17 protein-coding genes are annotated in these 25,361 nt (G+C 71.0%); 10 read left to right on the top strand and 7 right to left on the bottom strand.

The features are described from left to right. The first annotated feature begins 247 nt into the window (after positions 1 to 247). On the top strand, positions 248 to 2,515 hold the full coding sequence (locus OG444_RS26555) for a M4 family metallopeptidase (RefSeq protein ID WP_327264526.1): 2,268 nt from the start codon (positions 248 to 250) through the stop codon (positions 2,513 to 2,515). A 95-nt stretch (positions 2,516 to 2,610) separates the two neighbouring features. On the opposite strand, the gene OG444_RS26550 is transcribed toward OG444_RS26555, so the two are convergent. From OG444_RS26550 to OG444_RS26540, 3 genes are all read right to left on the bottom strand, one after another. Next, positions 2,611 to 3,219, bottom strand: a complete 609-nt coding sequence (locus OG444_RS26550; RefSeq protein WP_327264525.1) for a hypothetical protein — start codon at positions 3,217 to 3,219, stop codon at positions 2,611 to 2,613. Between the two features lie 167 nt (positions 3,220 to 3,386). Further along, positions 3,387 to 6,023 carry an alpha-glucan family phosphorylase gene (gene glgP / locus OG444_RS26545; RefSeq protein WP_327264524.1) on the bottom strand — a complete coding sequence of 879 codons (2,637 nt, stop codon included), beginning with the start codon at positions 6,021 to 6,023 and terminating at the stop codon, positions 3,387 to 3,389. A gap of 120 nt (positions 6,024 to 6,143) precedes the next feature. Further along, positions 6,144 to 7,013, bottom strand: coding sequence for a hypothetical protein (locus OG444_RS26540; RefSeq protein ID WP_327264523.1), 870 nt, complete (start codon positions 7,011 to 7,013; stop codon positions 6,144 to 6,146). A gap of 598 nt (positions 7,014 to 7,611) precedes the next feature. Here OG444_RS26540 and OG444_RS26535 point away from each other — a divergent pair. The 4 genes from OG444_RS26535 (at position 7,612) to glgB (ending at position 15,212) form a co-directional block, all read left to right on the top strand. Continuing rightward, positions 7,612 to 9,606 carry an alpha-1,4-glucan--maltose-1-phosphate maltosyltransferase gene (locus OG444_RS26535; protein WP_327264522.1) on the top strand — a complete coding sequence of 665 codons (1,995 nt, stop codon included), beginning with the start codon at positions 7,612 to 7,614 and terminating at the stop codon, positions 9,604 to 9,606. Further along, positions 9,603 to 11,321 (top strand): maltose alpha-D-glucosyltransferase, encoded by a 1,719-nt coding sequence (gene treS, locus OG444_RS26530; RefSeq protein ID WP_327264521.1) that lies wholly within the window; start codon positions 9,603 to 9,605, stop codon positions 11,319 to 11,321. The genes OG444_RS26535 and treS overlap by 4 nt, the downstream gene beginning before the upstream one ends. Positions 11,322 to 11,475: 154 nt before the next feature. Further along, positions 11,476 to 12,921 (top strand): maltokinase N-terminal cap-like domain-containing protein, encoded by a 1,446-nt coding sequence (locus OG444_RS26525; protein WP_327264520.1) that lies wholly within the window; start codon positions 11,476 to 11,478, stop codon positions 12,919 to 12,921. Further along, positions 12,918 to 15,212, top strand: coding sequence for a 1,4-alpha-glucan branching enzyme (glgB, locus tag OG444_RS26520; RefSeq protein ID WP_327264519.1), 2,295 nt, complete (start codon positions 12,918 to 12,920; stop codon positions 15,210 to 15,212). Before OG444_RS26525 ends, glgB begins: the two co-directional genes overlap by 4 nt. A 51-nt stretch (positions 15,213 to 15,263) precedes the next feature. On the opposite strand, the gene trxA is transcribed toward glgB, so the two are convergent. Both trxA and OG444_RS26510 read right to left on the bottom strand, forming a co-directional pair. Then, positions 15,264 to 15,605, bottom strand: coding sequence for a thioredoxin (gene trxA / locus OG444_RS26515; RefSeq protein WP_327264518.1), 342 nt, complete (start codon positions 15,603 to 15,605; stop codon positions 15,264 to 15,266). A gap of 13 nt (positions 15,606 to 15,618) precedes the next feature. After that, positions 15,619 to 16,011: a MerR family transcriptional regulator gene (locus tag OG444_RS26510; RefSeq protein ID WP_327264517.1), complete on the bottom strand. Its 393-nt coding sequence runs from the start codon at positions 16,009 to 16,011 to the stop codon at positions 15,619 to 15,621. Between the two features lie 320 nt (positions 16,012 to 16,331). On the opposite strand from OG444_RS26510, the gene OG444_RS26505 reads away from it, so the two are divergent. Continuing rightward, positions 16,332 to 17,546 (top strand): IS110 family transposase, encoded by a 1,215-nt coding sequence (locus tag OG444_RS26505; RefSeq protein WP_327263586.1) that lies wholly within the window; start codon positions 16,332 to 16,334, stop codon positions 17,544 to 17,546. A 325-nt stretch (positions 17,547 to 17,871) separates the two neighbouring features. Next, positions 17,872 to 18,555 carry a helix-turn-helix domain-containing protein gene (locus tag OG444_RS26500; RefSeq protein ID WP_327264516.1) on the top strand — a complete coding sequence of 228 codons (684 nt, stop codon included), beginning with the start codon at positions 17,872 to 17,874 and terminating at the stop codon, positions 18,553 to 18,555. Here OG444_RS26500 and OG444_RS26495 read toward each other — a convergent pair. Continuing rightward, a complete protein-coding gene (locus OG444_RS26495; RefSeq protein WP_327264515.1) occupies positions 18,552 to 19,067 on the bottom strand; it encodes a hypothetical protein in 516 nt (171 codons plus the stop codon). The genes OG444_RS26500 and OG444_RS26495 overlap by 4 nt on opposite strands. A gap of 69 nt (positions 19,068 to 19,136) precedes the next feature. Then, a complete protein-coding gene (locus OG444_RS26490; RefSeq protein ID WP_327264514.1) occupies positions 19,137 to 20,162 on the bottom strand; it encodes an ATP-dependent 6-phosphofructokinase in 1,026 nt (341 codons plus the stop codon). A 224-nt stretch (positions 20,163 to 20,386) separates the two neighbouring features. Here OG444_RS26490 and pta point away from each other — a divergent pair, with 224 nt between their 5' ends. The 3 genes from pta (at position 20,387) to pyk (ending at position 25,310) form a co-directional block, all read left to right on the top strand. Then, the gene (pta, locus tag OG444_RS26485) at positions 20,387 to 22,537 is read left to right on the top strand and encodes a phosphate acetyltransferase (RefSeq protein WP_327266939.1); all 2,151 of its coding nucleotides are present in this window, start codon (positions 20,387 to 20,389) and stop codon (positions 22,535 to 22,537) included. A gap of 66 nt (positions 22,538 to 22,603) precedes the next feature. Then, a complete protein-coding gene (locus tag OG444_RS26480; RefSeq protein ID WP_327264513.1) occupies positions 22,604 to 23,818 on the top strand; it encodes an acetate kinase in 1,215 nt (404 codons plus the stop codon). Positions 23,819 to 23,879: 61 nt separating this feature from the next. After that, entirely contained in the window at positions 23,880 to 25,310 is a 1,431-nt protein-coding gene (gene pyk / locus OG444_RS26475; RefSeq protein ID WP_327264512.1) for a pyruvate kinase, read from the top strand. Positions 25,311 to 25,361: the final 51 nt, after the last annotated feature.

Below are 25,361 nucleotides of genomic sequence, written 5' to 3'. Positions count from 1 at the left end.
TGCGCAAGTGTTAGCAACCGGTAGCAGGCGTTCCGCATGCCGGGCGGTGCAGGGACGCATCCGTAGGTGAATGCTCCGGATACCGGATACGTATCTTCGGACAACGAACCGTTTCCGGCCAACCTTTTGACGCGGCCCTGACATCTGACTCTGCGAGTGGCAATCTTCGACCGTTCATCGCACCAGCCCTGTTCTGCCCGGAGGCCCACCCAGCCATCCGGAACCCCCCTTGCAGAAGGAGTCTGCGTTGAGGTCCACCCCCCAGAGGCGTGCCACCGCGGCCGGCGCGCTCGTTGCCGCCGCAGCGCTGCTCGCCGTCGGCATACAGTCCGGCACCGCAACCGCCGACGCCACCGCGTCAAAGGCACCCAAGGCCACCCAGTCCAACCCGGGCGCGGCCAACCTCGTACTCAGCGCTTCGGAGCGTGCGACGCTCCTCGCCGAGGCCAACTCGACCACTGCGCAGGCCGCCAAGGCGCTCGGCCTCGGCAGCGGCGAGAAGCTCGTCGTCCGCGACGTGGTCAAGGACGCGGACGGCACCACGCACACCACCTACGAGCGGACCTACGACGGGCTCCCCGTCCTGGGTGGTGACCTCACCGTCCACGCCAAGGACGGCGTCACCAAGAGCGTGACCAAGGCGACGAACCACGAGATCAAGGTGGCGACCACCGAGGCCTCGGTCACCCCGGCGGCGGCCGAGAGCCAGGCCGTCTCCGTCGCGAACGCCGAGGGATCCAAGGAGGCCAAGGCCTCCAAGAACGCCCGCAAGGTGATCTGGGCGGCAGACGGCGTACCGGTCCTCGCGTTCGAGACCGTCGTCGGCGGCCTCCAGCACGACGGCACGCCGAACGAGCTCCACGTGGTGACCAACGCCAGGACCGGCGCCAAGATCACCGAGTGGCAGGCCGTCGAGACCGGCACCGGCAACACGATGTACAGCGGTCAGGTGACCCTGGGGACCAGCCAGTCGGGCAGCACGTGGAACCTGACCGACGCCGCGCGCGGAAACCACAAGACCTACAACCTCAACCGCGGTTCCTCCGGCACCGGCACGCTCTTCTCCGGCCCGGACGACGTCTGGGGCAACGGCCTGCCGGCCAACCTGGAGACGGCCGCCGCGGACGCCCACTACGGCGCCGCGGTCACCTGGGACTACTACAAGAACGTGCACGGCCGCAACGGCCTGCGCAACGACGGCGTGGCCCCGTACACCCGGGTCCACTACGGCAACGCCTACGTCAACGCGTTCTGGCAGGACTCCTGCTTCTGCATGACGTACGGCGACGGCGAGGGCAACAACAAGCCGCTCACCTCCACCGACGTGGCCGCGCACGAGATGACCCACGGCCTGACCTCGGTCACCGGCAACATGACCTACAGCGGTGAGCCCGGCGGTCTGAACGAGGCGACCTCCGACATCATGGCCGCCGCCGTCGAGTTCTACGCCAACAACCCGGCCGACGTCGGTGATTACCTGGTCGGCGAGAAGATCGACATCAACGGCGACGGCAGCCCGCTGCGCTACATGGACAAGCCGAGCAAGGACGGCTCGTCCAAGGACAGCTGGTACTCGGGCATCGGCTCCATCGACGTCCACTACTCCTCGGGTCCGGCCAACCACTGGTACTACCTGGCCTCCGAGGGCTCGGGCGCCAAGGTCGTCAACGGCGTGAGCTACAACTCGCCGACCGCGGACGGCCTGCCCGTCACCGCGATCGGCCGCGACGCCGCCTCGAAGATCTGGTTCCGCGCGCTGACCGTGGGCTACTTCAAGTCGAACACCAACTACGCCGACGCCCGCGTGCAGACGCTGAAGGCGGCCGCCGACCTCTACGGCCAGGGCTCGACGATCTACAACAACGTCGCCAACGCCTGGGCCGGCGTCGCCGTCGGAGGCCGTATCTCCAACGGTGTCACGGTCACCCCGATCGCCAACCAGAACACCGCCACCGGTGGCGCAGTGAGCCTGCAGGTCCAGGCCACCAGCACGAACCCGGGTGCGCTGAGCTACGCGGCGACCGGCCTGCCGGCCGGGCTGTCGATCAACTCCTCCAACGGCCTGATCTCGGGCACGGCCACCACCGCGGGCACGTCCAACGTGACCGTCACGGTGACCGACTCGCAGAACCAGACCGGCACCGCGGCGTTCACCTGGACGGTCGGCACCACGCAGCCGAACGTCTTCGAGAACACCACGGACTACCAGATCAAGGACAACGCGACCGTCGAGTCCCCGATCAGCGTGACGCGCACGGGCAACGCCCCGAGCGCCCTCAAGGTGGACGTGAACATCGTCCACACCTACGTCGGTGACCTGGTGGTCGACCTGATCGCCCCCGACGGCAGCGTCTACAACCTGCGCAACCGCACCGGCGGCAGCGCGGACAACATCGTCCAGCAGTTCACCGTGAACGCCTCCTCCGAGGTCGCGAACGGCACCTGGAAGCTGCGCGTCAGGGATGCCGCCAGCCTGGACACCGGCTACATCAACAGCTGGAAGCTCACCTTCTGACCCCACCGGGGTGAAGTGAACACCGGCTGAGCAGTGAGACCACGGGGCCGCCCGGGAGGAATCCTCCCCGGGCGGCCCTGTTCCATTGACCGGTGTCAGTGGAGGGCGCGGAGGATCGCGGTGAGGAAGTCCTCCTCCTGCTCCTCCTGCTCCTCTTCCTCGTCGTCACGGTTCTGGCTCTGGTCCGGGGCGCTCTGGTCCTGGCGCGGCTGGTCCTCGCGGCCCGGCCAGGTGCCATTGCCGCCATTGCCACCGTTGCCGCCGTTGCCGCCGTTGCCCGCGTTCTCGTCACGGCCCGGCCAGGTGCCGTTGCCCCCGTTGTCGCCCCGGCCCGCGTCCTCGTCGTCCGCCGGCTTGAAGTAGACCGAGACGACCTCCACCTGCTTCGCCTTCGCCCCCGGCCGCAGCACCGTCTCCGCCTCGCCCTCACAGCTGCGGTTGTCGAAGAGGACCGCCAGCGACTCCGTCTCGTTGCGCACCTCGATGGCGGGCTCGTCGCGGGAGGTGCGCGTCAGCAGGTAGCAGGTGTCGTTGCCGGCGGGCCGGATCCGCCCGCTCCGCTGGGAGCCCGACGCGTCGAGGTAGGTGTAGTGCAGCGTGCCGAGGGCGCGTTCCTCGTGGTCGTCGGCCAGTGACGGGCCGGCGGTGGGCAGGGCGAGCGCGAGAGCGCCGACGAGCACGGCGGCGGTCGAGCGAAGACGCATGGGAGGTGTCCGTTCCTCGGGTTCCGCGGATGCCGGTCCGGTGGCACCCTCGGGCAGCGTAGGAGCGCGACCCATTGCCGGAACGTTTCCGCAGATCTTGTGCGGACGTGGTTCACCCATGAGGCCGGGCGGCGCGCACCCGCACCGCGCCGCCCGGCCCCACGAGGTCAGCGCAGGAGCACCCCGCCCCCCGCGTCGGTCTCCACCGGCGCCGCGACCAGGCCCAATTCGGCCGGGGTCGCCAGCAGCGGGTGCGCGGGCAGGATGCGCACCGTGTAGCCGAAGGGCCCCGTACGGTCGAGCGCGAGCGGACCCTCGTACACCCAGCGCCCCTCCAGATCGGGCCCCGCGGCCGGCTTGAGCGGGAAGCTCCGCCCGTCCCGGATCACGTCCTGCGGGTCCACCCGCCCGGCGAAGGCGTGCACCTCCACGTCCTCGGGCGCGAGCGCGTCCAGCGCCACCTGCACGCGCAGGGTGAGGGTGGCGCCCAGCTCGGCGGTGCCGCCCACCGGGGCCTCGGCCAGCGTCTCCACGTGCTCGACGGAGATCCGCGGCCAGGCCGCCCGGACCCGCCCCTTCCACCAGGCGAGGTCACGCGCCGCCTCGGAGTCCAGGGCCCGGTGGGCGAGCGCGGCCGGCGTGTACAGCCGCTCCACGTACTCCCGGACCATCCGCCCCGCGAGCACCTTCGGTCCCAGCGAGACCAGTGTGCGCCGGACCATCTCGATCCACCGCACCGGGAGGCCGGTGCGCCCGGTCCGGTCGTAGAACCGGGGCGCGACCCGGTTCTCGATCAGCTCGTAGAGGGCGCTCGCCTCCAGGTGGTCGCGCCGGTCCTCGTCCGCGCCGAGCCCGTCGGCGGTCGGGATGGCCCAGCCGAAGTCCGGCTCGAACCACTCGTCCCACCAGCCGTCCAGCACGGACAGGTTGAGACAGCCGTTCAGGGCGGCCTTCATCCCGCTCGTCCCGCACGCCTCCAGGGGCCGCAGCGGATTGTTGAGCCAGACGTCGCAGCCCGGGTAGAGCTTCTGCGCCATGGCCATGCCGTAGTCGGGCAGGAAGACGATCCGGTGCCGCACCCGCGGGTCGTCGGCGAAGCGCACCAGCTCCTGCACGAGCCGCTTCCCGCCGTCGTCGGCCGGGTGGGCCTTGCCCGCCACGACGATCTGCACCGGCCGCTCCGGGTCCAGCAGCAGCCTGCGCAGCCGCTCCGGATCGCGCAGCATCAGCGTCAGCCTCTTGTACGAGGGCACGCGCCGGGCGAAACCGATGGTGAGCACGTCGGGGTCGAGTACGGAGTCCACCCAGCCCAGTTCGGCCGCGGCGGCCCCGCGCTGGTGCCACGAGGCCCGCAGCCGGTCCCGTACCTCCTGCACCAGCTGCTCGCGCAGCACCCGCCGCAGGTCCCACACGTCCTGGTCCGGGATGTCGGCGACCGCGTCCCAGCGGGGGGAGCCGCCCACCGACAGGGCGTCCTCGGTGCGGCCCGCGCCGATCTGGCGGGCGCCGAGCCGGATCACCTCGGGGGCCACCCAGGTCGGGGCGTGCACCCCGTTGGTCACGGAGGTGATGGGCACGTCGGCCGGGTCGAAGCCCGGCCACAGCCCGGCGAACATCTCCCGGCTGACCGCGCCGTGCAGGGTGGACACCCCGTTGGCGCGCTGGGCCAGGCGCAGTCCCATCACCGCCATGTTGAACACGCCGGGATCGCCGCCGGGGTACGTCTCGGCGCCCAGTTCCAGGATCCTCTCGACCGGTACGCCGGGCAGCTCCCCGCCCTCCCCGAAGTGCCGGGCGACCAGGGCCCGCTCGAAGCGGTCGATCCCGGCAGGGACGGGGGTGTGCGTGGTGAACACGGTTCCGGCGCGCACCGCCTCGACGGCAGCTTCGAAACCGAGGCCCTGCTCCCTCTCCAGTTCCCTTATGCGTTCGAGCCCGAGGAAGCCGGCGTGGCCCTCGTTGGTGTGGAAGACCTCGGGATCGGGATGCCCGGTGATCCGGCAGTACGCGCGCACCGCGCGCACGCCGCCGATGCCGAGCAGCATCTCCTGGAGCAGCCGGTGGTCGCTGCCGCCGCCGTAGAGCCGGTCGGTCACCTCCCGGGCCGGGGCGTCGTTGTCCTCGACGTCGGAGTCCAGGAGCAGCAGCGGTACGCGGCCGACGCGGGCCTGCCAGATGTGGGCGTGCAGCGTGCGTCCGCCGGGCAGGGTCAGCGAGACGCGGGCGGGGGTGCCGTCGTCCTGGCGGAGCAGGCCGAGCGGGAGTTCGTTGGGGTCGAGGACGGGATAGTGCTCCTGCTGCCAGCCGTCTCGGGAGAGCGACTGGCGGAAGTAGCCGTGGCGGTAGAGCAGGCCCACCCCGATGAGCGGGACGCCGAGGTCGCTGGCGGCCTTCAGGTGGTCCCCGGCGAGGATGCCGAGGCCGCCCGAGTACTGCGGCAGGGCGGCGGTGATCCCGAATTCGGGCGAGAAATAGGCGATGGCGGCGGGCAGTTCCGCGCCGTTCTCCTGGCTCTGGTACCACCTCCCGCCGTTGACGTAGTCATCGAGGTCGGCGGCCGCGACGGCGAGCCGCCGCAGGAACCGGCGGTCCGCGGCCAGTTCGGCGAGCCGGGCCGCGGAGACGGCACCGAGCAGCCGGACGGGATCGCCGCCGGCGGCCTGCCAGCCCTCGGGGTCGACGGATTGGAAGAGTTCACGGGTCTCGGAATGCCACGACCAGCGCAGATTGCGCGCGAGGCCGGTGAGCGGCAGCAGGGGTTCCGGGAGGACGGGGCGCACGGTGAATCGACGGATAGCCTTCACGTGTTCCACCTTCGCAGGGGATTACGGATCGGAGCGGCCACACCACGCTGTGCACCCGCGCATCACCCCGGGAAGGCTAGCGACGCCCGCGTGTTCCGGCCATGGGGCCTCGGGCGGGGCTCACCGGCCGGTACCGGGCCGGTCCGCCTCCAACAGGTCGTCCAGACAGGGCCGCAGCACCCGGGGCAGGGCGGCGCGGTCCATGGTGCGCAGCAGGGCGAAGGCCGGCTCCGCCAGGAAGCGGCTCAGGGCGAGCAGTGCGTGCAGGTGGGACTCCAGCACGCCGTGGTCCGTCTCCCGCACCGCGGCCCAGGCGAGCACGCCGCACAGGTAGCGGCCCACTTCGGGCGCCCAGGAGTCGGGCCAGTCCGCGATGTCCTCGGCGGCGCGCGACCGTAACCGGGCGTCGGCCGCGCGCAGCCAGGGTGCGTACTCCCGGGCCCGGGGGTCGGCGTCCAGGCGGTCCCACTCGGCGAGCTCCCGCGCGCCGGGACCGGACAGCAGCACCCGGGCCGTGCAGCCGGGGTCCAGCCGGTCCACGGCCCTGCCGTAGAACTCGATCCGCTCCAGCACCACCCACTCCCCGCCGGGGGTGCGCAGCCCGAGCCCGGTGTGCGGGGCCCCGCGCAGGCAGCGCACGACGACCCGGGTCGCGTCGCCGCTGGGCTCCGCCGGGCCGGATATCTGCAGCCTGGCCGCGCGGACGAGCAGTGCGGCCAGGGCCGGGGAGCCGGCGCTGCGGCCGGCGAGGCGGACCAGCGCGGTGTCGTCGAGGGCCGGTTCGACGGCCGGCAGCGCATCGATCTGCGCCGCCAGGGCGGCGGGGTCGTGCTCGCGGCCGACGGCGGCGGCGAGGGCTGCGGCCAGGTACCGCTCCTGGTCCGGACCCCAGGCGACGGACGCCGCCCGGCGCGCGGCCGCCTCCCGCATCCGCGGGTCGGCCGCACGCAGCCGGGCGCCGATCAGTTCGTGCAGTGCCTCCGAGTGCATGGGGCATTGTCCCCCGTACGGATGACAGGTGTGGACGGCCCGGGACCGCCCCGGAGGGTCCCGGAGGACTCGAACGTACCGTCGCCCGCAAGCCGTCCGGGGACGTCTTTCGGCCACATCCTGAAGGGTTTCCGGACCGCCGGCCGTTCCGCCTTCGGGGGTGGCGGGTCATTGTCCTCCGGGGCGGTCCGACCGTCTCTGCGGGAGGGGTCCGCGGGACCCTTGGGACGGGTGTTCCGCAGCCCGGACCCTTTGATTCCGGCCGACTTGACGAAGCCCCGCCGGATGTCGATCCGGCACCCGGTGACACCCGTGCCACTACGTACGAGTAGTTGACCGAGAGCGCGGATTGGGTTGGGCGAGACTGGGAAGGGCTCCCCGGGTACACGTCGCACACGAACGTCGTACACGCACGGCGCACCCGCCCACAAACCCTCTCCCCGCCACCCGAGTGAACGCGGACAGGAGCGGCCATGCCCGCAGCCCAGCCGTCCACTGAGCGGCTAGAAACAGAGCGAACAGAGCGTGCACTACCAGCCGTGATTCCGGCTGGCCTGTTGTCACCGAGCCCTGCGAACTGCCCCCAGGTGATCCCATCATGATCGGTCGCATTCCCGTGCTGGACGTCCGCCCCGCCGTCGACTGCGGCGCCAGACCCGCAAAGGCGGTCGTGGACGAGGTCTTCGAGATCTCCGCCACCGTGTTCCGAGAAGGACACGACGCCGTAGCCGCCCACCTCGTCCTGCGCGATCCGGGCGGGAGGCTGCGGGCCCCCGTGCCGCTGAGCGAGCTCGCCCCCGGAACCGACCGGTGGGGGACCAGGATCTCCCTCGACGCCGAGGGGAGGTGGACGTACACCGTCGAGGCGTGGAGCGATCCGGTGGCCACCTGGCGGGCCCACGCCGCGATCAAGATCCCCGCCGGGATCGACACCGGGCTGATGCTGCTGGAGGGCGCGGAGCTCTACGAGCGGGCCGGGGCCCGGATCCCCAAGCGCGACGGGCGCGAGGCCGTCCTGGCCGCCGCCTGCACCATGCGTGACGAGGACCTGCCCGCCGCCGAACGGTACGAGGCCGCCCTGAACCCCGCCGTGGACGCCGCGCTGGCCAGGCGTCCGTACCGGGAGCTGGTCACTGCCTCCAAGCCCCTGCCGCTCCTGGTGGAGCGCAAGCGGGCCCTCTTCGGCTCCTGGTACGAGATGTTCCCGCGTTCGGAGGGCGCCGTCCTGGAGCCCGGCGAGGCTCCGGTCAGCGGGACCTTCCGGACCGCCGCCGAGCGGCTGCCGGCGATCGCCGCGATGGGCTTCGACGTGGTCTACCTGCCGCCCGTCCACCCGATCGGGTCCACCTACCGCAAGGGGCCGAACAACACGCTTTCCGCGGGGAGTTGGGATCCCGGAGTGCCGTGGGCGATCGGCTCCACGGAGGGCGGGCACGACGCTGTCCACCCGGAGCTCGGCACCATGGAGGACTTCGACGCCTTCGTCGGGCGCGCCCGCGAGCTGGGCATGGAGATCGCGCTGGACTTCGCGCTGCAGTGCTCCCCCGACCACCCGTGGGTGGAGAAGCACCCGGAGTGGTTCCGCCACCGCGCCGACGGGACGATCGCGTACGCCGAGAACCCGCCGAAGAAGTACCAGGACATCTATCCGATCCACTTCGACACCGACATGGCCGGCATCGTCGAGGAGACCTGCCGGATCCTGCGGCACTGGATGGACCACGGCGTCCGCATCTTCCGGGTCGACAATCCGCACACCAAGCCGGTCGTCTTCTGGCAGAAGGTGATCGCGGACATCAACAAGTCCGACCCGGACGTGATCTTCCTGGCGGAGGCCTTCACCCGGCCCGCGATGATGCGGGCGCTCGCCGCCGTCGGCTTCCAGCAGTCCTACACGTACTTCACCTGGCGCAACACCAAGGCCGAGCTGACCGAGTACCTGACCGAGCTGGCCGCCACACCCTCCGCCTCGGTCATGCGGCCGAACTTCTTCGTGAACACCCCGGACATCCTGCACGAGTACCTGCAGCACGGCGGGCGCCCCGCCTTCGAGGTGCGGGCCGTCCTCGCCGCCACCCTCTCCCCCGCCTGGGGGGTGTACGCCGGCTACGAGCTCTGCGAGAACACCCCGGTGCGGGAGGGCAGCGAGGAGTACCTGAACTCCGAGAAGTACGAGTTCCGGCCACGCGACTGGGCCGAGGCCGAGCGCACGGGCGCCACGATCGCCCCGCTGATCACCTCGCTGAACCGGACGCGCCGCCGCAATCCCGCTCTCCAGCAGTTGCGCGACATCCACTTCCACTCGACCGACAACGAACAGGTGATCGCCTATTCGAAGCATGCCGGAGCCAATTCCGTACTGGTGGTCGTCAACCTCGATCCGCACCACACCCAGGAGGCGACGGTGTCGTTGGACATGCCGGTACTCGGCCTCGACTGGCACGGGTCCCTCGCGGTGCGCGACGAGCTCACCGGCGAGACCTATCACTGGGGCAGGGCGAACTACGTGCGCCTAGAGCCGGGCCGCGCGCCCGCGCACGTACTGGCCGCTCTGCGACCGTCCCCGCCCACCGGAGGGTCACCCACCACATGATGATCAACGATCCCGTCCACGACACCTTCGAGGACACCCCCGCCAAGGACCGCGATCCCGACTGGTTCAAGCGGGCGGTCTTCTACGAGGTCCTCGTCCGCTCCTTCCACGACAGCAACGGCGACGGCGTCGGGGACCTGAAGGGACTCACCAGCAAACTGGACTACCTCCAGTGGCTCGGTGTCGACTGCCTCTGGCTGCCGCCGTTCTTCGCCTCACCCCTGCGCGACGGGGGCTATGACGTCGCCGACTACACCTCCGTGCTCCCCGAGTTCGGCGACCTCGCCGACTTCGTGGAGTTCGTGGACGCCGCGCACACCCGCGGCATGCGGGTGATCATCGACTTCGTCATGAACCACACCAGCGATCAGCACGAGTGGTTCCAGCAGTCGCGCAAGGACCCGGAGGGGCCGTACGGCGACTACTACATGTGGGCCGACAACGACAAGCAGTACCAGGACGCCCGCATCATCTTCGTCGACACCGAGACCTCGAACTGGACGTACGACCCCGTACGCAAGCAGTACTACTGGCACCGGTTCTTCTCCCACCAGCCGGACCTCAACTACGAGAACCCGGCCGTGGTGGAGGAGATCGTCTCCGCCCTGCGGTTCTGGCTCGACCTCGGCATCGACGGCTTCCGCCTCGACGCCGTGCCCTACCTGTACGCCGAGGAGGGCACCAACTGCGAGAACCTGCCCCGCACCCACCAGCTGCTCAAGCGGGTCCGGGCCGAGATCGACGCGCACTACCCGGACACCGTGCTCCTCGCCGAGGCCAATCAGTGGCCCGAGGACGTCGTCGACTACTTCGGCGACTACGCGAAGGGCGGGGACGAGTGCCACATGGCCTTCCACTTCCCCGTCATGCCGCGCATCTTCATGGCCGTACGAAGAGAGTCCCGCTACCCGGTCTCCGAAATCCTGGCCAAGACCCCGGCGATCCCGGACCGCTGCCAGTGGGGCATCTTCCTGCGCAACCACGACGAGCTCACCCTCGAAATGGTCACGGACGAAGAGCGTGACTACATGTACGCCGAATACGCCAAGGACCCGAGGATGCGGGCCAACATCGGCATCCGGCGCCGGCTCGCCCCGCTCCTGGACAACGACCGCAACCAGATGGAGCTGTTCACCGCCCTGCTGCTGTCGCTGCCCGGCTCGCCGGTCCTCTACTACGGCGACGAGATCGGCATGGGCGACAACATCTGGCTGGGCGACCGCGACGGCGTCCGCACGCCGATGCAGTGGACCCCGGACCGCAACGCCGGTTTCTCCTCGTGCGATCCGGGCAGGCTGAACCTGCCGGTCATCATGGACCCGGTCCACGGGTACCAGGTCACCAATGTCGAGGCGGCCATGGCGTCGCCCTCCTCGCTGCTGCACTGGACCCGGCGACTGATCGAGATCCGCAAGGCGAACCCGGCCTTCGGACTCGGCTCGTACACCGAACTGCCGTCGTCGAACCCGGCGGTGCTCGCGTTCCTCCGCGAGTACGGGGACGACCTGGTGCTGTGCGTGCACAACTTCTCGCGCTTCGCGCAGCCCACCGAGCTGGATCTGCGGTCGTTCAACGGGCGGGTCCCGGTGGAGCTCACGGGTGATGTGCGCTTCCCGCCGATCGGCGAGTGGCCGTACCTGCTGACCCTGGCGGGCCACGGCTTCTACTGGTTCCGGCTGCGGACCGAACAGCGCGTCGACAAACGCGCGAAGTAGCGGCCCGAAAACGGGGCGGGCAGCTCGAATGGGTCAATCGCCCGCCCTGTACGGACCATCCTGACCCGACACTCGCACATGCCGGAGAAGCAACTGCCGCGCATCCGGGACACTCTGCGCATTCTGTGACGGCCCGGGGAAAGGACGCGACGCCATGTCGGAGGCTGCATCCGCCCGGAGCCGGCTGACGGCCGACCGGGCCGCCGGGATCGCTCCGCTGGAACCGATGCTGAGGGCCTGGCTGCCCGCACAGCGCTGGTTCGCGGGCAAGGGCCGCACCATCAGCAGGCTCAGGACCGTCTCGGCGGCCGAGCTGCTGCCGCCGGGATCCACTCCCGGACTGCTGCACCTGCTCCTCGATGTCGACGGGGACTGCTACCAACTGCTGCTGGGCATCAGGCCGTCCCTGCCGCCCGCCCTCGCACCCACCCTGATCGGGCACGCCGAGCACGGCCCGTACGCGGGCCGGGCGGTCTACGAGGCGCTCGGCGATCCCCGGCTCGCCGCCATGCTGCTGGAGCGGCTGCGCTCCCCCGGCGCCCTCGGGCCGCTGCGCTTCGACCGGGACCCGGCCTCGCCGATCCCGGCGGGACTCACGCCCAGGCCGCTCTCCGGGGAGCAGACGAATTCCTCTCTGATCTACGGAGATTCGTTCATCCTGAAGGTCTTCCGGCGGGTCGGGCCCGGGATCAACCCGGACCTGGAGCTGCCCCGGGCGCTGGCCGCGGCCGGCTGCACCCGGGTGCCGGCACCCGTCGCCTGGTACGAGGCCGAGCCGCCCGGCAGCGAGCCGCTGACCCTGGGCGTGCTCCAGCCGTACCTGCGCGGCTCCGACGACGGCTGGCAGCTCGCGCTGCGCCGGCTCGGCGCCGGGGCCGACTTCACCGCCGAGGCGCACGCGCTGGGCCGGGCCACCGCCGAGGTGCACAGCGCGCTGGCCGCGGCGCTGCCCACGGTCGCTCTGGGCCCGGAGCAGACCGCCCGGCTCGCCGCGGGGATGACGGCGCGGCTGGCCGCGACCGCCCGTGAGGTGGCCGCGCTGCGGCCCTACGAGGCGGGGCTGCGGGGCGCCTTCGACGCGCTGGCCGCCTCCCGGGGAGCGGGCGTCCCCGCCCAGCGGATCCACGGGGACCTCCATCTGGGGCAGACCCTGCGCACCCTCGACGGCAGCTGGTCGTTGATCGACTTCGAGGGCGAGCCGGCCCGGCCGCTGGCCGACCGGCGCCGTCCCGAACCGGCGGTGCGCGACATCGCCGGGATACTGCGTTCCTTCGACTACGCCGCCCGCTCGCACCGGCCGTTCGCCCCCGCCTGGGCGGACGACTGCCGGGCCGCGTTCTGCGAGGGCTACGCCCGCACCACCGGCCGGGACCCCCGCGAGGACCCGGTACTGCTGCGCGCGTACGAGACCGACAAGGCGGTGTACGAGGCCCGCTACGAGTCCCGGCACCGCCCCGACTGGCTGCACGTCCCGATGGCCGCGATCCGGCGGCTCTCGGAACCCGTGCGGCCCGCCCACCGCGTACCGCCCACCCCGCCCGCCCCCGGCTCCATCTCCCCGCACCCCCACCCGAAGCCCCCGAGGAGGCCGCTCGCGTGAGCGCCGCACGACAGCCGTCACCGACCGTCCGCGACGAAGCCGCACCCGCCCCGGCGGCGGCGAAGAAGGCCCGCGCTCCCCGGGCCCGCCGTGCCACCCCATCGCACGGCGTCCGGCCGGCGCCCGCACTCGGAGCCGACGAACGCGCCCGGCTGCTGGAGGGCCGCCACCACGATCCGCACGCGGTGCTGGGGGCCCGTGCCCAACGGGGCGGGGTGGCCTTCCGGGTGCTGCGGCCCCACGCCAAGGCGGTCACGATCGTCGCCAAGGGACTGCGGGCCGAGCTCGTCGACGACGGCGACGGACTGTTCTCGGGGCTGCTGCCGCTGGCCGGGGTACCGGAGTACCGGCTGCTGGTCACGTACGACAGCGACGAGATCGAGGTCCACGACCCCTACCGGTTCCTGCCCGCGCTCGGCGAGCTGGACCTGCACCTGATCGGCGAGGGCCGCCACGAGCAGCTGTGGACGGCGCTGGGTTCCCAGCCGATGGAGCACCAGGGCGTCACCGGGACCCGGTTCACGGTGTGGGCGCCGAACGCCCAGGGGGTCCGGGTCAGCGGGGACTTCTCGTACTGGGACTCCGTCGCCTACCCGATGCGCTCGCTCGGCTCGACGGGCGTGTGGGAGCTGTTCCTTCCCGGGGTGGGCGCCGGAACGCTCTACAAGTACGACATCGCCCGGCCCGACGGCAGCCACACGCTGCGCGCCGACCCGATGGCGCGGGCCGCGGAGGTGCCCCCGGCGAACGCCTCGGTGGTCACGGCCTCGCAGTACGAGTGGCAGGACGCGCAGTGGATGGCCGAGCGCGGGGCCCTGCCCCCGCACCAGGCCCCCCTCTCGGTGTACGAGGTTCACCTGGCGTCCTGGCGGCCCGGGCTCTCCTACCGGCAGCTCGCCGAGCAGCTGCCCGCGTACGTCAAGGAGCTGGGCTTCACACACGTGGAGCTGATGCCGGTCGCCGAGCATCCCTTCGGCGGCTCGTGGGGCTATCAGGTCACCGGCTTCTACGCGCCGACCTCGCGGATGGGCACCCCGGACGACTTCCGTTTCCTCGTGGACGCGCTGCACCGGGCCGGGATCGGGGTGATCGTCGACTGGGTGCCGGCGCACTTCCCGCGCGACGACTGGGCCCTCGCCGAGTTCGACGGGCGCCCGCTGTACGAGCACCACGACCCGCGCCGGGCCGCGCACCCGGACTGGGGGACGCTGGAGTTCGACTACGGCCGCAAGGAGGTCCGCAACTTCCTCGTCGCCAACGCCGTGTACTGGTGCGAGGAGTTCCACGTGGACGGCCTGCGCGTGGACGCCGTGGCCTCGATGCTCTACCTCGACTACTCGCGCAACGAGGGCGAGTGGACGCCCAACGAGCACGGCGGCCGGGAGAACCCGGACGCGGTGGGCTTCCTCCAGGAGATGAACGCGACCGTGTACCGGCGCTGCCCGGGGGTGGTGACGATCGCGGAGGAGTCCACGGCCTGGACGGGCGTGACCCGGCCGACGGACTCCGGCGGGCTCGGCTTCGGCCTGAAGTGGAACATGGGCTGGATGCACGACACCCTGCGCTACATGTCGAAGGAGCCGGTGTACCGCAAGTACCACCACCACGACATGACCTTCGGGATGATCTACGCCTTCAGCGAGAACTACGTGCTGCCGATCTCGCACGACGAGGTGGTGCACGGCAAGGGATCGCTGGTGTCGAGGATGCCCGGGGCCGACTGGTGGCAGCAGCGGGCCTCGCACCGGGCGTACCTGGGCTTCATGTGGGCCCATCCGGGCAAGCAACTGCTGTTCATGGGGCAGGAGTTCGCCCAGGGGTCGGAGTGGTCGGAGGCGCACGGGCCGGACTGGTGGCTGCTGGACACCTCCTACTCGGCGGCCGGCGACCACCGCGGCGTACGCGACCTCGTGCGCGACCTGAACCGCACGTACACGGCGACGCCCGCCCTCTGGGAGCGGGACACCGTGCCGGAGGGCTTCGCCTGGGTGGAGGCCGATGCCGCGGAGGACAACGTCTTCGCCTTCCTCCGGTACGCGCAGGACGGCTCGCAGCTGCTCGCGGTGTCGAACTTCTCGCCCGTGGTCCGGCACGGCTACCGGATCGGGGTGCCGGAGGAGGTGCCGCTGTGGCAGGAGGTGCTCAATACCGACCATGAGGTCTACGGCGGCAGCGGCATCCACCACGCGCAGCCGCTGCGGCCGGATCCGGTGCCGGCGCAGGGCCGTCCGGCGAGCCTGCGCATGACCCTGCCGCCGCTGGCGACGGTCTGGTTCCGGCCGCAGGACTGAGATCCATGGGCCGGGGCGGCGGGCCGGGGCGCCGGCCCGCCGCCCCGGGGCTCAGGCCGTGGCCAGCTGCTCCTCCAGTTCCTGGAGCAGCTTGCGCTTGGCCCGGGCCCCGACCATCTGCTGGACGGGCTCGCCGTCACGGAAGACGAGCAGGGTCGGCATGGACAGCACCCCGTACCGCGTGACGGTCCCCGGGTTGGCGTCCGCGTCGATCTGCACGACCTTGAGCCGGTCGGCCTCCTCGGCCGCGATCGAGGAGAGCACGGGTGCGAGCTGGCGGCAGGGGCCGCACCAGTCCGCCGTGAACTCCACGAGGACGGGCCGTCCCCGCTCCCCGAGGACCTCCGCCTCGAAATCCTCGTCGGTCACTTGCGCCACACCGTGAGCCTTCATGTCCCCATCCCTCTCATCCGGTCATCTCGCACTTCGGCACGGCCTCCACGCCGGCCGCCCGTTCCGCGTCGGCCAACTGCCGCCCGAGCTGCTCGCGCACGTCGGCCAGCTGGCCGATCAGGCCGTCCAGCTCGGCGAGCTTGCGCCGGTAGACGGCGAGCGAGGCGGGGCAGGAGTCCCCGGCCGGGTGGCCGGCCCGCAGGCAGTCCACGAAGGGCCGGGTCTCCTCCAGCTCGAAGCCGAAGTCCTGGAGCATGCGGATCTGGCTCAGCAGCCGCAGGTCGTCCTCGTCGTAGGTCCGGTAGCCGTTGCCGGCCCGCCGCGCGGGGAGCAGCCCGCGCGACTCGTAGTACCTCAGCGTCCGGGTGCTGGTCCCGGCCCGCTCCGCCAGTTCGCCGATGCGCATGGACCGACCGTATTCCTTGACGCCGACGTCAAGGCAAGGACCGGACCCTCGCCCCCCCCGTTATGTTTTTCGCGGTCCTGCAATGGGGCCGCTGGCCTCCGGGCCCGGTATGACTGTGTCCCCTCTGTCGAACGGATGACCTGGGGGGTGGTGTCGCCGGGTCCGTGGGGTGCCGTCGGAGACGCTGATGAGAGACCCGACCACCGCCCGGCCCGGCGCAATGCCGGGCAGAAGCGTGGGCGGCAGGTCTGCATAACGTGGATGCGCGAGCACGGTGCCAACGCAGAGGCCGGCCAGGTCAACCACCCAGGAGGGGTGCGATGTTAGACACCGGCGATGTGGGCGTCTTCCTGGGTATGGACGTCGGCAAGACCGCCCATCACGGCCACGGGCTGACGCCGGCGGGCAAGAAAGTCTTCGACAAGCCGATGCCCAACAGCGAACCGAAACTGCGGGCCGTCTTCGACAAGCTGATCGCGAAGTTCGGCACGGTGCTGGTGATCGTGGACCAGCCCGCATCGATCGGCGCTCTGCCGCTGACCGTCGCCCGCGACGCGGGCTGCGAGGTCGCCTACCTGCCCGGACTCGCCATGCGCCGGATCGCCGACCTGTATCCGGGAGAGGCAAAAACCGACGCGAAGGACGCGGCGGTGATCGCGGACGCCGCCCGCACCATGCCGCACGTCCTGCGGTCGCTGGAGCTGACGGACGAGATCACCGCCGAGCTCACGGTGCTGACCGGCTTCGACCAGGACCTCGCCGCCGAAGCCACCCGCACCAGCAACCGGATACGCGGCCTGCTCACCCAGTTCCACCCGTCGCTGGAGCGCGTTCTCGGGCCCCGGCTGGACCACCCGGCCGTCACCTGGCTCCTCGAGCGCCACGGATCTCCGGCCGCTCTGCGCAAAGCCGGCCGCCGCAGACTCGTCGAACTCATCCGCCCGAAGGCCCCACGCATGGCCGCGCGGCTGATCGACGAGGTCTTCGACGCTCTCGACGAGCAGACCGTCGTGGTCCCGGGAACCGGCACCCTCGACATCGTGATCCCGTCCCTGGCGGCCTCGCTCGCGGCGGTTCACGACCAGCGTCGGGCACTGGAAGCCCAGATCAGCAGCCTGCTGGAGGCTCACCCTCTTCACCCGGTCCTGACCTCGATGCCGGGAGTCGGAGTCAGGACCGCCGCCGTCCTGCTGGTCACCGTCGGCGACGGCACCAGTTTTCCCAGCGCCGCCCACCTCGCCTCCTACTCCGGTCTCGCCCCGACGACGAAGTCGTCCGGGACCTCGATCCACGGCGAACACGCACCACGAGGCGGAAACCGGCAGCTCAAACGCGCCATGTTCCTCTCCGCCTTCGCCTGCATGAACGCCGACCCGGCCTCCCGCACCTACTACGACCGGCAACGCGCCCGCGGGAAAACCCACACCCAGGCTCTCCTCCGCCTCGCCCGCCAACGCATCAGCGTCCTGTTCGCCATGCTCCGAGACGGCACCTTCTACGAGTCCAGAATCCCCGCCGTCACCCTCGCCGCATGACCATCCCAAACGGTCCCATACCCGACACCACGTCCTTGACGAAAGACATAGAGACACCCCCCCCGGTGGGCGAGGGCCGCCGAAAGGGATCACGGAGGAGGTGGATGGCCGGTTCACACATGGTGGGGAGCGTGTGAAGGCGCTTGCCTCGACGGACGTTGGCTGGAACCGTACTCACGGAAAGGATCTACGGAGTCGCCGATTACCGGACAGTCGCCCGAAAAACCGACGAAAGCCCTTAACTTCATAGGACGTTCCTACGAGGTATGGGCTTGTTTGTTTGGTCTGTAGGCGCCACAGCCTGGCCACTTCTACGGTGTGCGGTGTGCACTCCAGCCCGCCTTTCAATGCCCCCGCCGCGCGTCGCCTGCGCGCGGCCCTGGGCATGGCTCCCGGTCATGTCGCCTATGGCCTGCGCGCCCAGTACGGACTCGTCGTCGCGCCCGAGACCGTGATGGCCTGGGAGCGTGGCGAGATATCACCCTCTTCGGCCGAGGTCACGGCCCTCGCGGGCGTGCTGTGGTGTGCCCCCGGCGAGCTCCTCGCTGAACCGGTCACCCTGCGGGAGCACCGGGTCGCCCGGGGCCTCGCCGCGGACGACCTGGCCCGGCGGATCGGCCTGGAGACGGGCTCGTACCAGAAGATGGAGGACACCGGCCGCTGGAAGGGCAACGAGCGGCAGTCCGCCGCCCTGGCCTCGGTACTGGGGCTGACGCTGGCCCAGTTCGTGACGGCGACCGGCAAGCACGAGGAACTGGCCGAACTGCTGCGCAGCGCGGTCACCACGCGCTGGCAGGCGTACGTGAAACCGCTGGGCAAGCTGCTGCCGATCCCCAAGCACCACCTGGAGCGGGTCCTGGAGCAGCTGCACGGGGACTACCAGTCGCGGATGGTGGCGACGCTCAGCTGGGGCGGCGGCCAGGGCGAGGCCGGCAGCGGCGACGCCGGCCGGGAGTTCCTCGTCGAGATCGTGGACCGGTTCTGGTACCTGGCGGGCGGTGCCGCCTAGGCGGCCTCGTGCGGATCCGGATCCGGATCCGGATCCTGGCCCTGCGGGCCGAGCCGGGTTCCGCAGCGGGAGCAGAAGCGGGCGTCGCGGTCGGCGGCCAGGCGTCCGCAGCCGTCGCAGACCAGGTGCAGCAGACAGGCAGGCTCGCCGGCTTCCGGGAGGACGGCCTCGGTGGGGCTCCGGCGGTGCGCGGCGGTGTAGGTCAGCCCCTCGGCGCCGGCCCGCAGGGCGCGCGGGGTGCCGGCGGGCAGCCAGGTCGCGCAGCCGGGGGTGAGCTCCACGGTGCGGCCCGGGGTGCGGATCTCGCCCGAGCCGGCGACGACCAGGAGCAGCGCGCCCGGGAGCGTCCCGGTGTCCTCTTCGACGACGGCTCCGGCGCGCAGCCGGACCAGGTTCGCGTCGAGGTCACGGCGGGGGTCGCCCAGGGCCCATACGACGCGCACCGGTGCGTCGCCGGGTTCGGCGGGCGGCGGGAGGAGGAAGACGGGCGTGCCCGGGACAGGGGTGTCCATGGCGCCTCCACGGCCGATCGGCTCAGGGGCTGCGAGCGTAGCCCCGCTCGCGGGGACGGTCACCCCTGGCTAGAAGACCGACTCGGCCTCGTACATGCGCTCCTCGGGGACCGTCTTCAGTTCGGTGACCGCGTGGGCCAGCGGGGCCATCACGATGTCGGTGCCGCGCAGGGCGGTCATGTTGCCGAACTCGCCGCGGTGGACGGCCTCGACGGCGTGCCAGCCGAAGCGGGTCGCGAGGACGCGGTCGTAGGCGGTGGGGGTGCCGCCGCGCTGGACGTGGCCGAGGATGACCGGGCGGGCCTCCTTGCCGAGGCGGTGCTCCAGTTCGATCGCGAGGCGGTTGCCGATGCCGGCGAAGCGCTCGTGACCGTACTGGTCGATCGCGCCCTTCTCGTACGGCATGGAGCCCTCGGCCGGGTGCGCGCCCTCGGCGACGCAGATGACGGCGAACTTCTTACCGCGGGCGAATCGTTCCTCCACCATCTTCACCAGGGCGTCCACCTCGAAGTTGCGCTCGGGCAGGCAGATCCCGTGCGCACCGCCGGCCATGCCGGACTCCAGGGCGATCCAGCCCGCGTGACGGCCCATGACCTCGACGACCATCACGCGCTGGTGCGATTCGGCGGTGGTCTTGAGGCGGTCGATCGCCTCGGTGGCGACCATGACGGCGGTGTCGAAGCCGAAGGTGCGGTCGGTGGAGGAGATGTCGTTGTCGATGGTCTTCGGTACGCCGACGACCGGCATCCCGGCGTCCGACAGCATCCGGGACGCGGTCAGGGTGCCTTCTCCGCCGATCGGGATGAGGGCGTCGATGCCGTAGCGGGTCGCCAGCTCCTGCGCGTTCTCGGCGGCTTCGTGAAGACGGGCGCGCTCCATGCGCGCCGAACCGAGGATCGTGCCGCCGCGGGCGAGGATGCCACTGACGGCGTTGATGTCGAGGGGGCGGAAGTTGCCGTCGAGGAGGCCCTTGAAGCCGTCCTCGAAGCCGATGACCTCGTCCCCGTGACCGACGAGGGCGCGGTGTACGACCGACCGGATGACAGCGTTGAGGCCCGGACAGTCGCCGCCTGCGGTGAGAACTCCGATACGCATCGTGCTGTGTCTCCTGCCGTCCATATGAAGGGCGTAATGGTGAAGCCTGTCCGATTGTTCCACGGGCCCGGGGTGCCGCGCGTTTTCGGCTGCTCCGCCCCGAAGGCCTTTCGGCCGCCCCGGCCAGGCCTTTTTCCGGAGAGCGCCCTATCCATTGACAGAGGTATTGTCAAGGGGTCGAGCCAGACCAAAATGACACTCACAGCATGGGACGGAGAGCGGGCGTGACGCTCAGCGTGTACGTGACCGGTATCGAGCGGGGGGACGGCCGGCAGGTCGTCGAGCTGGGGATCATGGAGCTGCTGACCCGGCAGACGGGGCGGGTCGGCGTCTACCGTCCGCTCCTGCACGACGCACCGGACCGGCTCTTCGACCTCCTCAAGGCCCGCTACCGGATCGAGCAGGACGCCGCGACGGCCTACGGGATGTCGTACCAGGAGGCCTCGGCGATCCTGGCCGAGAAGGGCACCGACGAACTGGTGTCCCGGCTGGTCGACCGCTATCACCGGGTGGCCCGCGACTACGAGGTCATGCTCGTCCTCGGCACCGACTACGCGGAGACCAACCTCCCCGACGAGCTGGCGCTCAACGCCCGCCTCGCCAACGAGCTGGGCGCGGTCGTCGTCCCCGTCGTGGGCGGCACCAAGCACCACGCCGAGGCCGTGCGCGCCGAGGCCCGCAACGCCTACCGCGCCTACGAGACCCTGGGCTGCCACGTCGTCGCGATGGTCGTCAACCGGGTGGCCGCGGAGGACCGCGACGTCATAGCCGAGCGACTGGCCGCCCGGCTGCCCGTGCCCTGCTACGTGCTGCCGGACGACAAGTCGCTCTCCGCCCCGACCGTCGCCCAGATCACCCGCGCGCTCGGCGGCGAGGTGCTCCTCGGCGACGACGCCGGGCTGGCCCGCGATGCCCTGGACTTCGTCTTCGGCGGAGCCATGCTGCCGAACTTCCTGAACGCCCTGACCCCCGGCTGCCTGGTCGTCACCCCCGGCGACCGCTCCGACCTGGTCATCGGCGCGCTGGCCGCGCACACCTCCGGCACCCCGCCGATCGCCGGTGTGCTGCTCACCCTGAACGAGCGCCCCGGCAAGGACATCCTGACGCTGGCCTCCAAGCTGGCGCCGGGCACGCCCGTGGTGTCGGTGGCCGGCAACAGCTTCCCGACCGCCGCCGAACTCTTCTCGCTGCAGAGCCGGTTGAACTCCGCGACCCCGCGCAAGCTGGAGACCGCGCTCGGCCTGTTCGAGCGGCACGTGGACACCGGCGAGCTGCGCGGTCTGCTGTCGGTGTCCCGCTCCGAGCGCGTCACCCCGATGATGTTCGAGCACGAGCTGCTGGAGCGGGCACGCTCGGACCGCCGCCGTGTCGTCCTGCCCGAGGGCACGGAGGAGCGCGTACTGCGCGCCGCGGACGTGGTGCTGCGCCGCGGGGTCTGCGACCTGACCCTGCTGGGCGACGAGCAGGTGATCCTGAAGAAGGCCGGCGACCTCGGCCTCGACATCTCGGGCGCACAGATCATCGACCCCGCCACCTCCCCGCTGCGGGAAGGTTTCTCCGAGTACTACGCCCAGGTCCGCGCCCACAAGGGCATGACCGTCGAGCTGGCGGGCGACGTGGTCACCGACGTCAACTACTTCGGCACCCTGATGGTCCAGCGCGGCCTGGCCGACGGCATGGTCTCCGGTTCGGTGCACTCCACCGCCGCGACCATCCGCCCGGCCTTCGAGATCATCAAGACCGACGCAGCCGCGCGAAGCGCGTCGGACAGGGGGGTGGCGGGCGACGGGAGGGCCAGGCCCGAGACGTCCATCGTCTCCTCGGTCTTCTTCATGTGCCTGGCCGACCGGGTCCTCGTCTACGGCGACTGCGCCGTGAATCCGGACCCGAACGCCGAGCAGCTCGCCGACATCGCCGTCCAGTCGGCCACGACCGCGGCCGCCTTCGGGGTCGAGCCGCGGATCGCGATGCTCTCGTACTCCACCGGCACCTCCGGCAGCGGCGCGGACGTCGACAAGGTGCGCAAGGCCACCGAGCTCGTCCGCGAGCAGCGTCCCGACCTGGCCGTCGAGGGGCCGATCCAGTACGACGCGGCCGTGGAGCCCTCGGTCGCCGCGACGAAGCTGCCCGGGTCCCAGGTGGCCGGCCGCGCGACGGTGCTGATCTTCCCGGACCTCAACACGGGCAACAACACCTACAAGGCCGTGCAGCGGTCGGCGGGTGCGGTGGCGGTCGGCCCGGTGCTCCAGGGCCTGCGCAAGCCGGTCAACGACCTGTCACGCGGTGCTCTGGTCCAGGACATCGTCACCACCGTTGCCATCACCGCGATCCAGGCGCAGGGCACACCGGCGCCGGGGCCCGCGACCACCGCCTGATTCGCCCTCCCCTCCCCTCCCCTCCCTTCCCTCCCTCACCACCCGCGACAAGGAAAGACCTGCATCGTGACCGCATCGCGCGTACTCGTCCTCAACTCCGGCTCCTCGTCGGTGAAGTACCAGCTCCTCGACATGGCGGACCGCTCCCGGCTCGCCTCGGGCCTGGTGGAGCGCATCGGCGAGGAGGCTTCCCGGCTGGTGCACGAGCCGCTCGCGGGTCCGGGCGCGGCCGGCGGCCGGCGCGAGCAGGTCGGCCCGATCGCGGACCACGGGGCGGCGCTGAAGGCCGTGGCGGCCGAGCTCGCCGCGGACGGTATGGGCCTGGACTCCCCCGAACTGGCGGCGGTGGGGCACCGGGTCGTGCACGGCGGGACGCGGTTCACCGAGCCGACCGTGATCGACGACGAGGTGCTGGCGGAGATCCGGAACCTGATCCCGCTGGCTCCGCTGCACAACCCGGCGAACGTGACGGGCATCGAGGTGGCCCGCACGCTGCGCGCGGACATTCCGCAGGTCGCCGTCTTCGACACCGCGTTCCACTCGACGATGCCGGAGTACGTGGCGCGGTACGCGATCGACGCCGCGACGGCCGACGCGTACTCCATTCGGCGGTACGGCTTCCACGGCACCTCGCACGCCTACGTCTCGCGGGCGACGGCGCGCCTCCTCGGCAGGCCGGTGGAGGACGTGAACGTGATCGTGCTGCACCTGGGCAACGGCGCCTCCGCGTCGGCCGTGCGGGGCGGGGTGTGCGTGGAGACGTCGATGGGCCTGACCCCGCTGGAGGGCCTGGTCATGGGAACCCGTTCGGGCGATCTCGATCCGGCGGTCGTCTTCCACCTGGCGCGGGTGGCGGGCTTCTCGGTGGATGAGATCGATTCGCTCCTGAACAAGAAGAGCGGTCTGCTGGGCATGTGCGGCGACAACGACATGCGCGAGGTGCTGCGGCGGGCGGGCGAGGGCGACGAGGCGGCGAGCCTCGCCTTCGCCGCGTACGTCCACCGGCTGAAGAAGTACATCGGGGCCTACTCGGCGGTGCTCGGGCGGGTGGACGCGGTGACCTTCACGGCCGGGGTCGGCGAGAACGCCCACCAGGTGCGGGAAGCGGCCCTCGACGGCCTGGCCGGGCTGGGCCTGTCGCTGGACCCGGAGGCCAATGCGGTGCGCTCCGGCGAGCCCCGGCTGATCTCGGCCCGGGGCGCCCGCGTGGCGGTGGCGGTGGTCCCCACGGATGAGGAACTGGAGATCGCCACCCAGGCGTATGCGCTGGTTACTCAGTAGTCACTTGGAGTTTCCACCAGACGGAATATTCCGCTACGAAACAAACCGATAGGATCCAGTCATGCGCCGTTCCAAAATTGTCTGCACGCTGGGCCCCGCCGTCGACTCGTATGAGCAGCTGAAAGCGCTCATCGAGGCAGGTATGAACGTGGCCCGATTCAACTTCAGCCACGGGTCCCAGGCAGAACACCAGGAGCGGTACGACCGCGTCCGGCAGGTCTCCGAGGACACCGGGCGCGCCGTCGGCGTCCTTGCCGACCTCCAGGGGCCGAAGATCCGTCTGGAGACCTTCGCCGAGGGTCCCGTCGAGCTGGTGCGCGGTGACGAGTTCACCATCACCACCGAGGACGTCCCGGGCGACAAGTCCATCTGCGGAACCACCTACAAGGGCCTCCCGGGCGATGTCGCCAAGGGTGACCAGATCCTGATCAACGACGGCAACGTCGAACTGCGGGTGACCGAGGTCGAGGGCCCGCGGGTGCGGACCATCGTCATCGAGGGCGGTGTCATCTCGGACCACAAGGGCATCAACCTGCCGGGTGCCGCCGTGAACGTCCCCGCCCTGTCGGAGAAGGACGTCGACGACCTCCGCTTCGCTCTGCGGATGGGCTGCGACATGGTCGCGCTGTCCTTCGTCCGCGACGCCAACGACGTCAAGGACGTCCACAAGGTGATGGACGAGGAGGGCCGCCGGGTCCCCGTCATCGCCAAGGTCGAGAAGCCGCAGGCCGTCGAGAACATGGCGGCCGTCGTGGACGCCTTCGACGCGGTCATGGTGGCCCGTGGCGACCTGGCCGTCGAGTACCCGCTCGAGAAGGTCCCGATGGTCCAGAAGCGGCTCATCGAGATGTGCCGCCGCAACGCCAAGCCGGTGATCGTCGCGACCCAGATGATGGAGTCGATGATCACCAACTCCCGCCCGACGCGCGCGGAGGCGTCCGACGTCGCCAATGCGATCCTCGACGGCGCGGACGCGGTCATGCTCTCGGCCGAGTCCTCGGTCGGCGCCTACCCGATCGAGACCGTCAAGACGATGTCGAAGATCGTCACGGCGGCCGAGGAGGAGCTCCTCTCCAAGGGCCTCCAGCCGCTGGTCCAGGGCAAGAAGCCGCGTACCCAGGGCGGCTCCGTCGCCCGTGCGGCGTGCGAGATCGCGGACTTCCTCGACGGCCAGGCGCTCATCGCCTTCACCCAGTCCGGGGACACCGCCCGCCGGCTGTCGCGCTACCGCGTCACCCAGCCGATCCTGGCCTTCACCACCGACGTCAACACCCGCAACCAGCTCACGCTGAGCTGGGGCGTCGAGTCCTACATCGTCCCGCACGTGGACACCACCGACGCGATGGTCGACCTGGTGGACGGCGAGCTGCTCAAGCTGGGCCGCTACAACCAGGGCGACACCATGATCATCACCGCCGGCTCGCCCCCCGGCGTCCCGGGCACCACCAACATGGTCCGGGTCCACCACCTGGGCGGCGACACCCGCGACTGACGTCGCCCGCCGCACCTACTCTGCCGCACAGAGGCCGAGGGCGGCACCCCG

Source organism: Streptomyces sp. NBC_01232 (assembly GCF_035989885.1).
In the GTDB taxonomy this organism is placed as follows: Bacteria; Actinomycetota; Actinomycetes; order Streptomycetales; family Streptomycetaceae; genus Streptomyces.
This window is presented reverse-complemented; position numbering and strand designations above follow the sequence as displayed.

Excerpts from the sequence above, each read along its gene's own strand:
- OG444_RS26495 (WP_327264515.1), bottom strand. The coding sequence starts at position 19,067 with ATGGACACCCCTGTCCCGGGCACGCCCGTCTTCCTCCTCCCGCCGCCC.
- OG444_RS26540 (WP_327264523.1), bottom strand. The coding sequence starts at position 7,013 with ATGCACTCGGAGGCACTGCACGAACTGATCGGCGCCCGGCTGCGTGCG.
- OG444_RS26535 (WP_327264522.1), top strand. The coding sequence starts at position 7,612 with ATGATCGGTCGCATTCCCGTGCTGGACGTCCGCCCCGCCGTCGACTGC.
- OG444_RS26490 (WP_327264514.1), bottom strand. The coding sequence starts at position 20,162 with ATGCGTATCGGAGTTCTCACCGCAGGCGGCGACTGTCCGGGCCTCAAC.
- pyk (WP_327264512.1), top strand. The coding sequence starts at position 23,880 with ATGCGCCGTTCCAAAATTGTCTGCACGCTGGGCCCCGCCGTCGACTCG.
- OG444_RS26550 (WP_327264525.1), bottom strand. The coding sequence starts at position 3,219 with ATGCGTCTTCGCTCGACCGCCGCCGTGCTCGTCGGCGCTCTCGCGCTC.
- OG444_RS26525 (WP_327264520.1), top strand. The coding sequence starts at position 11,476 with ATGTCGGAGGCTGCATCCGCCCGGAGCCGGCTGACGGCCGACCGGGCC.
- treS (WP_327264521.1), top strand. The coding sequence starts at position 9,603 with ATGATGATCAACGATCCCGTCCACGACACCTTCGAGGACACCCCCGCC.
- trxA (WP_327264518.1), bottom strand. The coding sequence starts at position 15,605 with ATGAAGGCTCACGGTGTGGCGCAAGTGACCGACGAGGATTTCGAGGCG.
- OG444_RS26505 (WP_327263586.1), top strand. The coding sequence starts at position 16,332 with ATGTTAGACACCGGCGATGTGGGCGTCTTCCTGGGTATGGACGTCGGC.
- OG444_RS26510 (WP_327264517.1), bottom strand. The coding sequence starts at position 16,011 with ATGCGCATCGGCGAACTGGCGGAGCGGGCCGGGACCAGCACCCGGACG.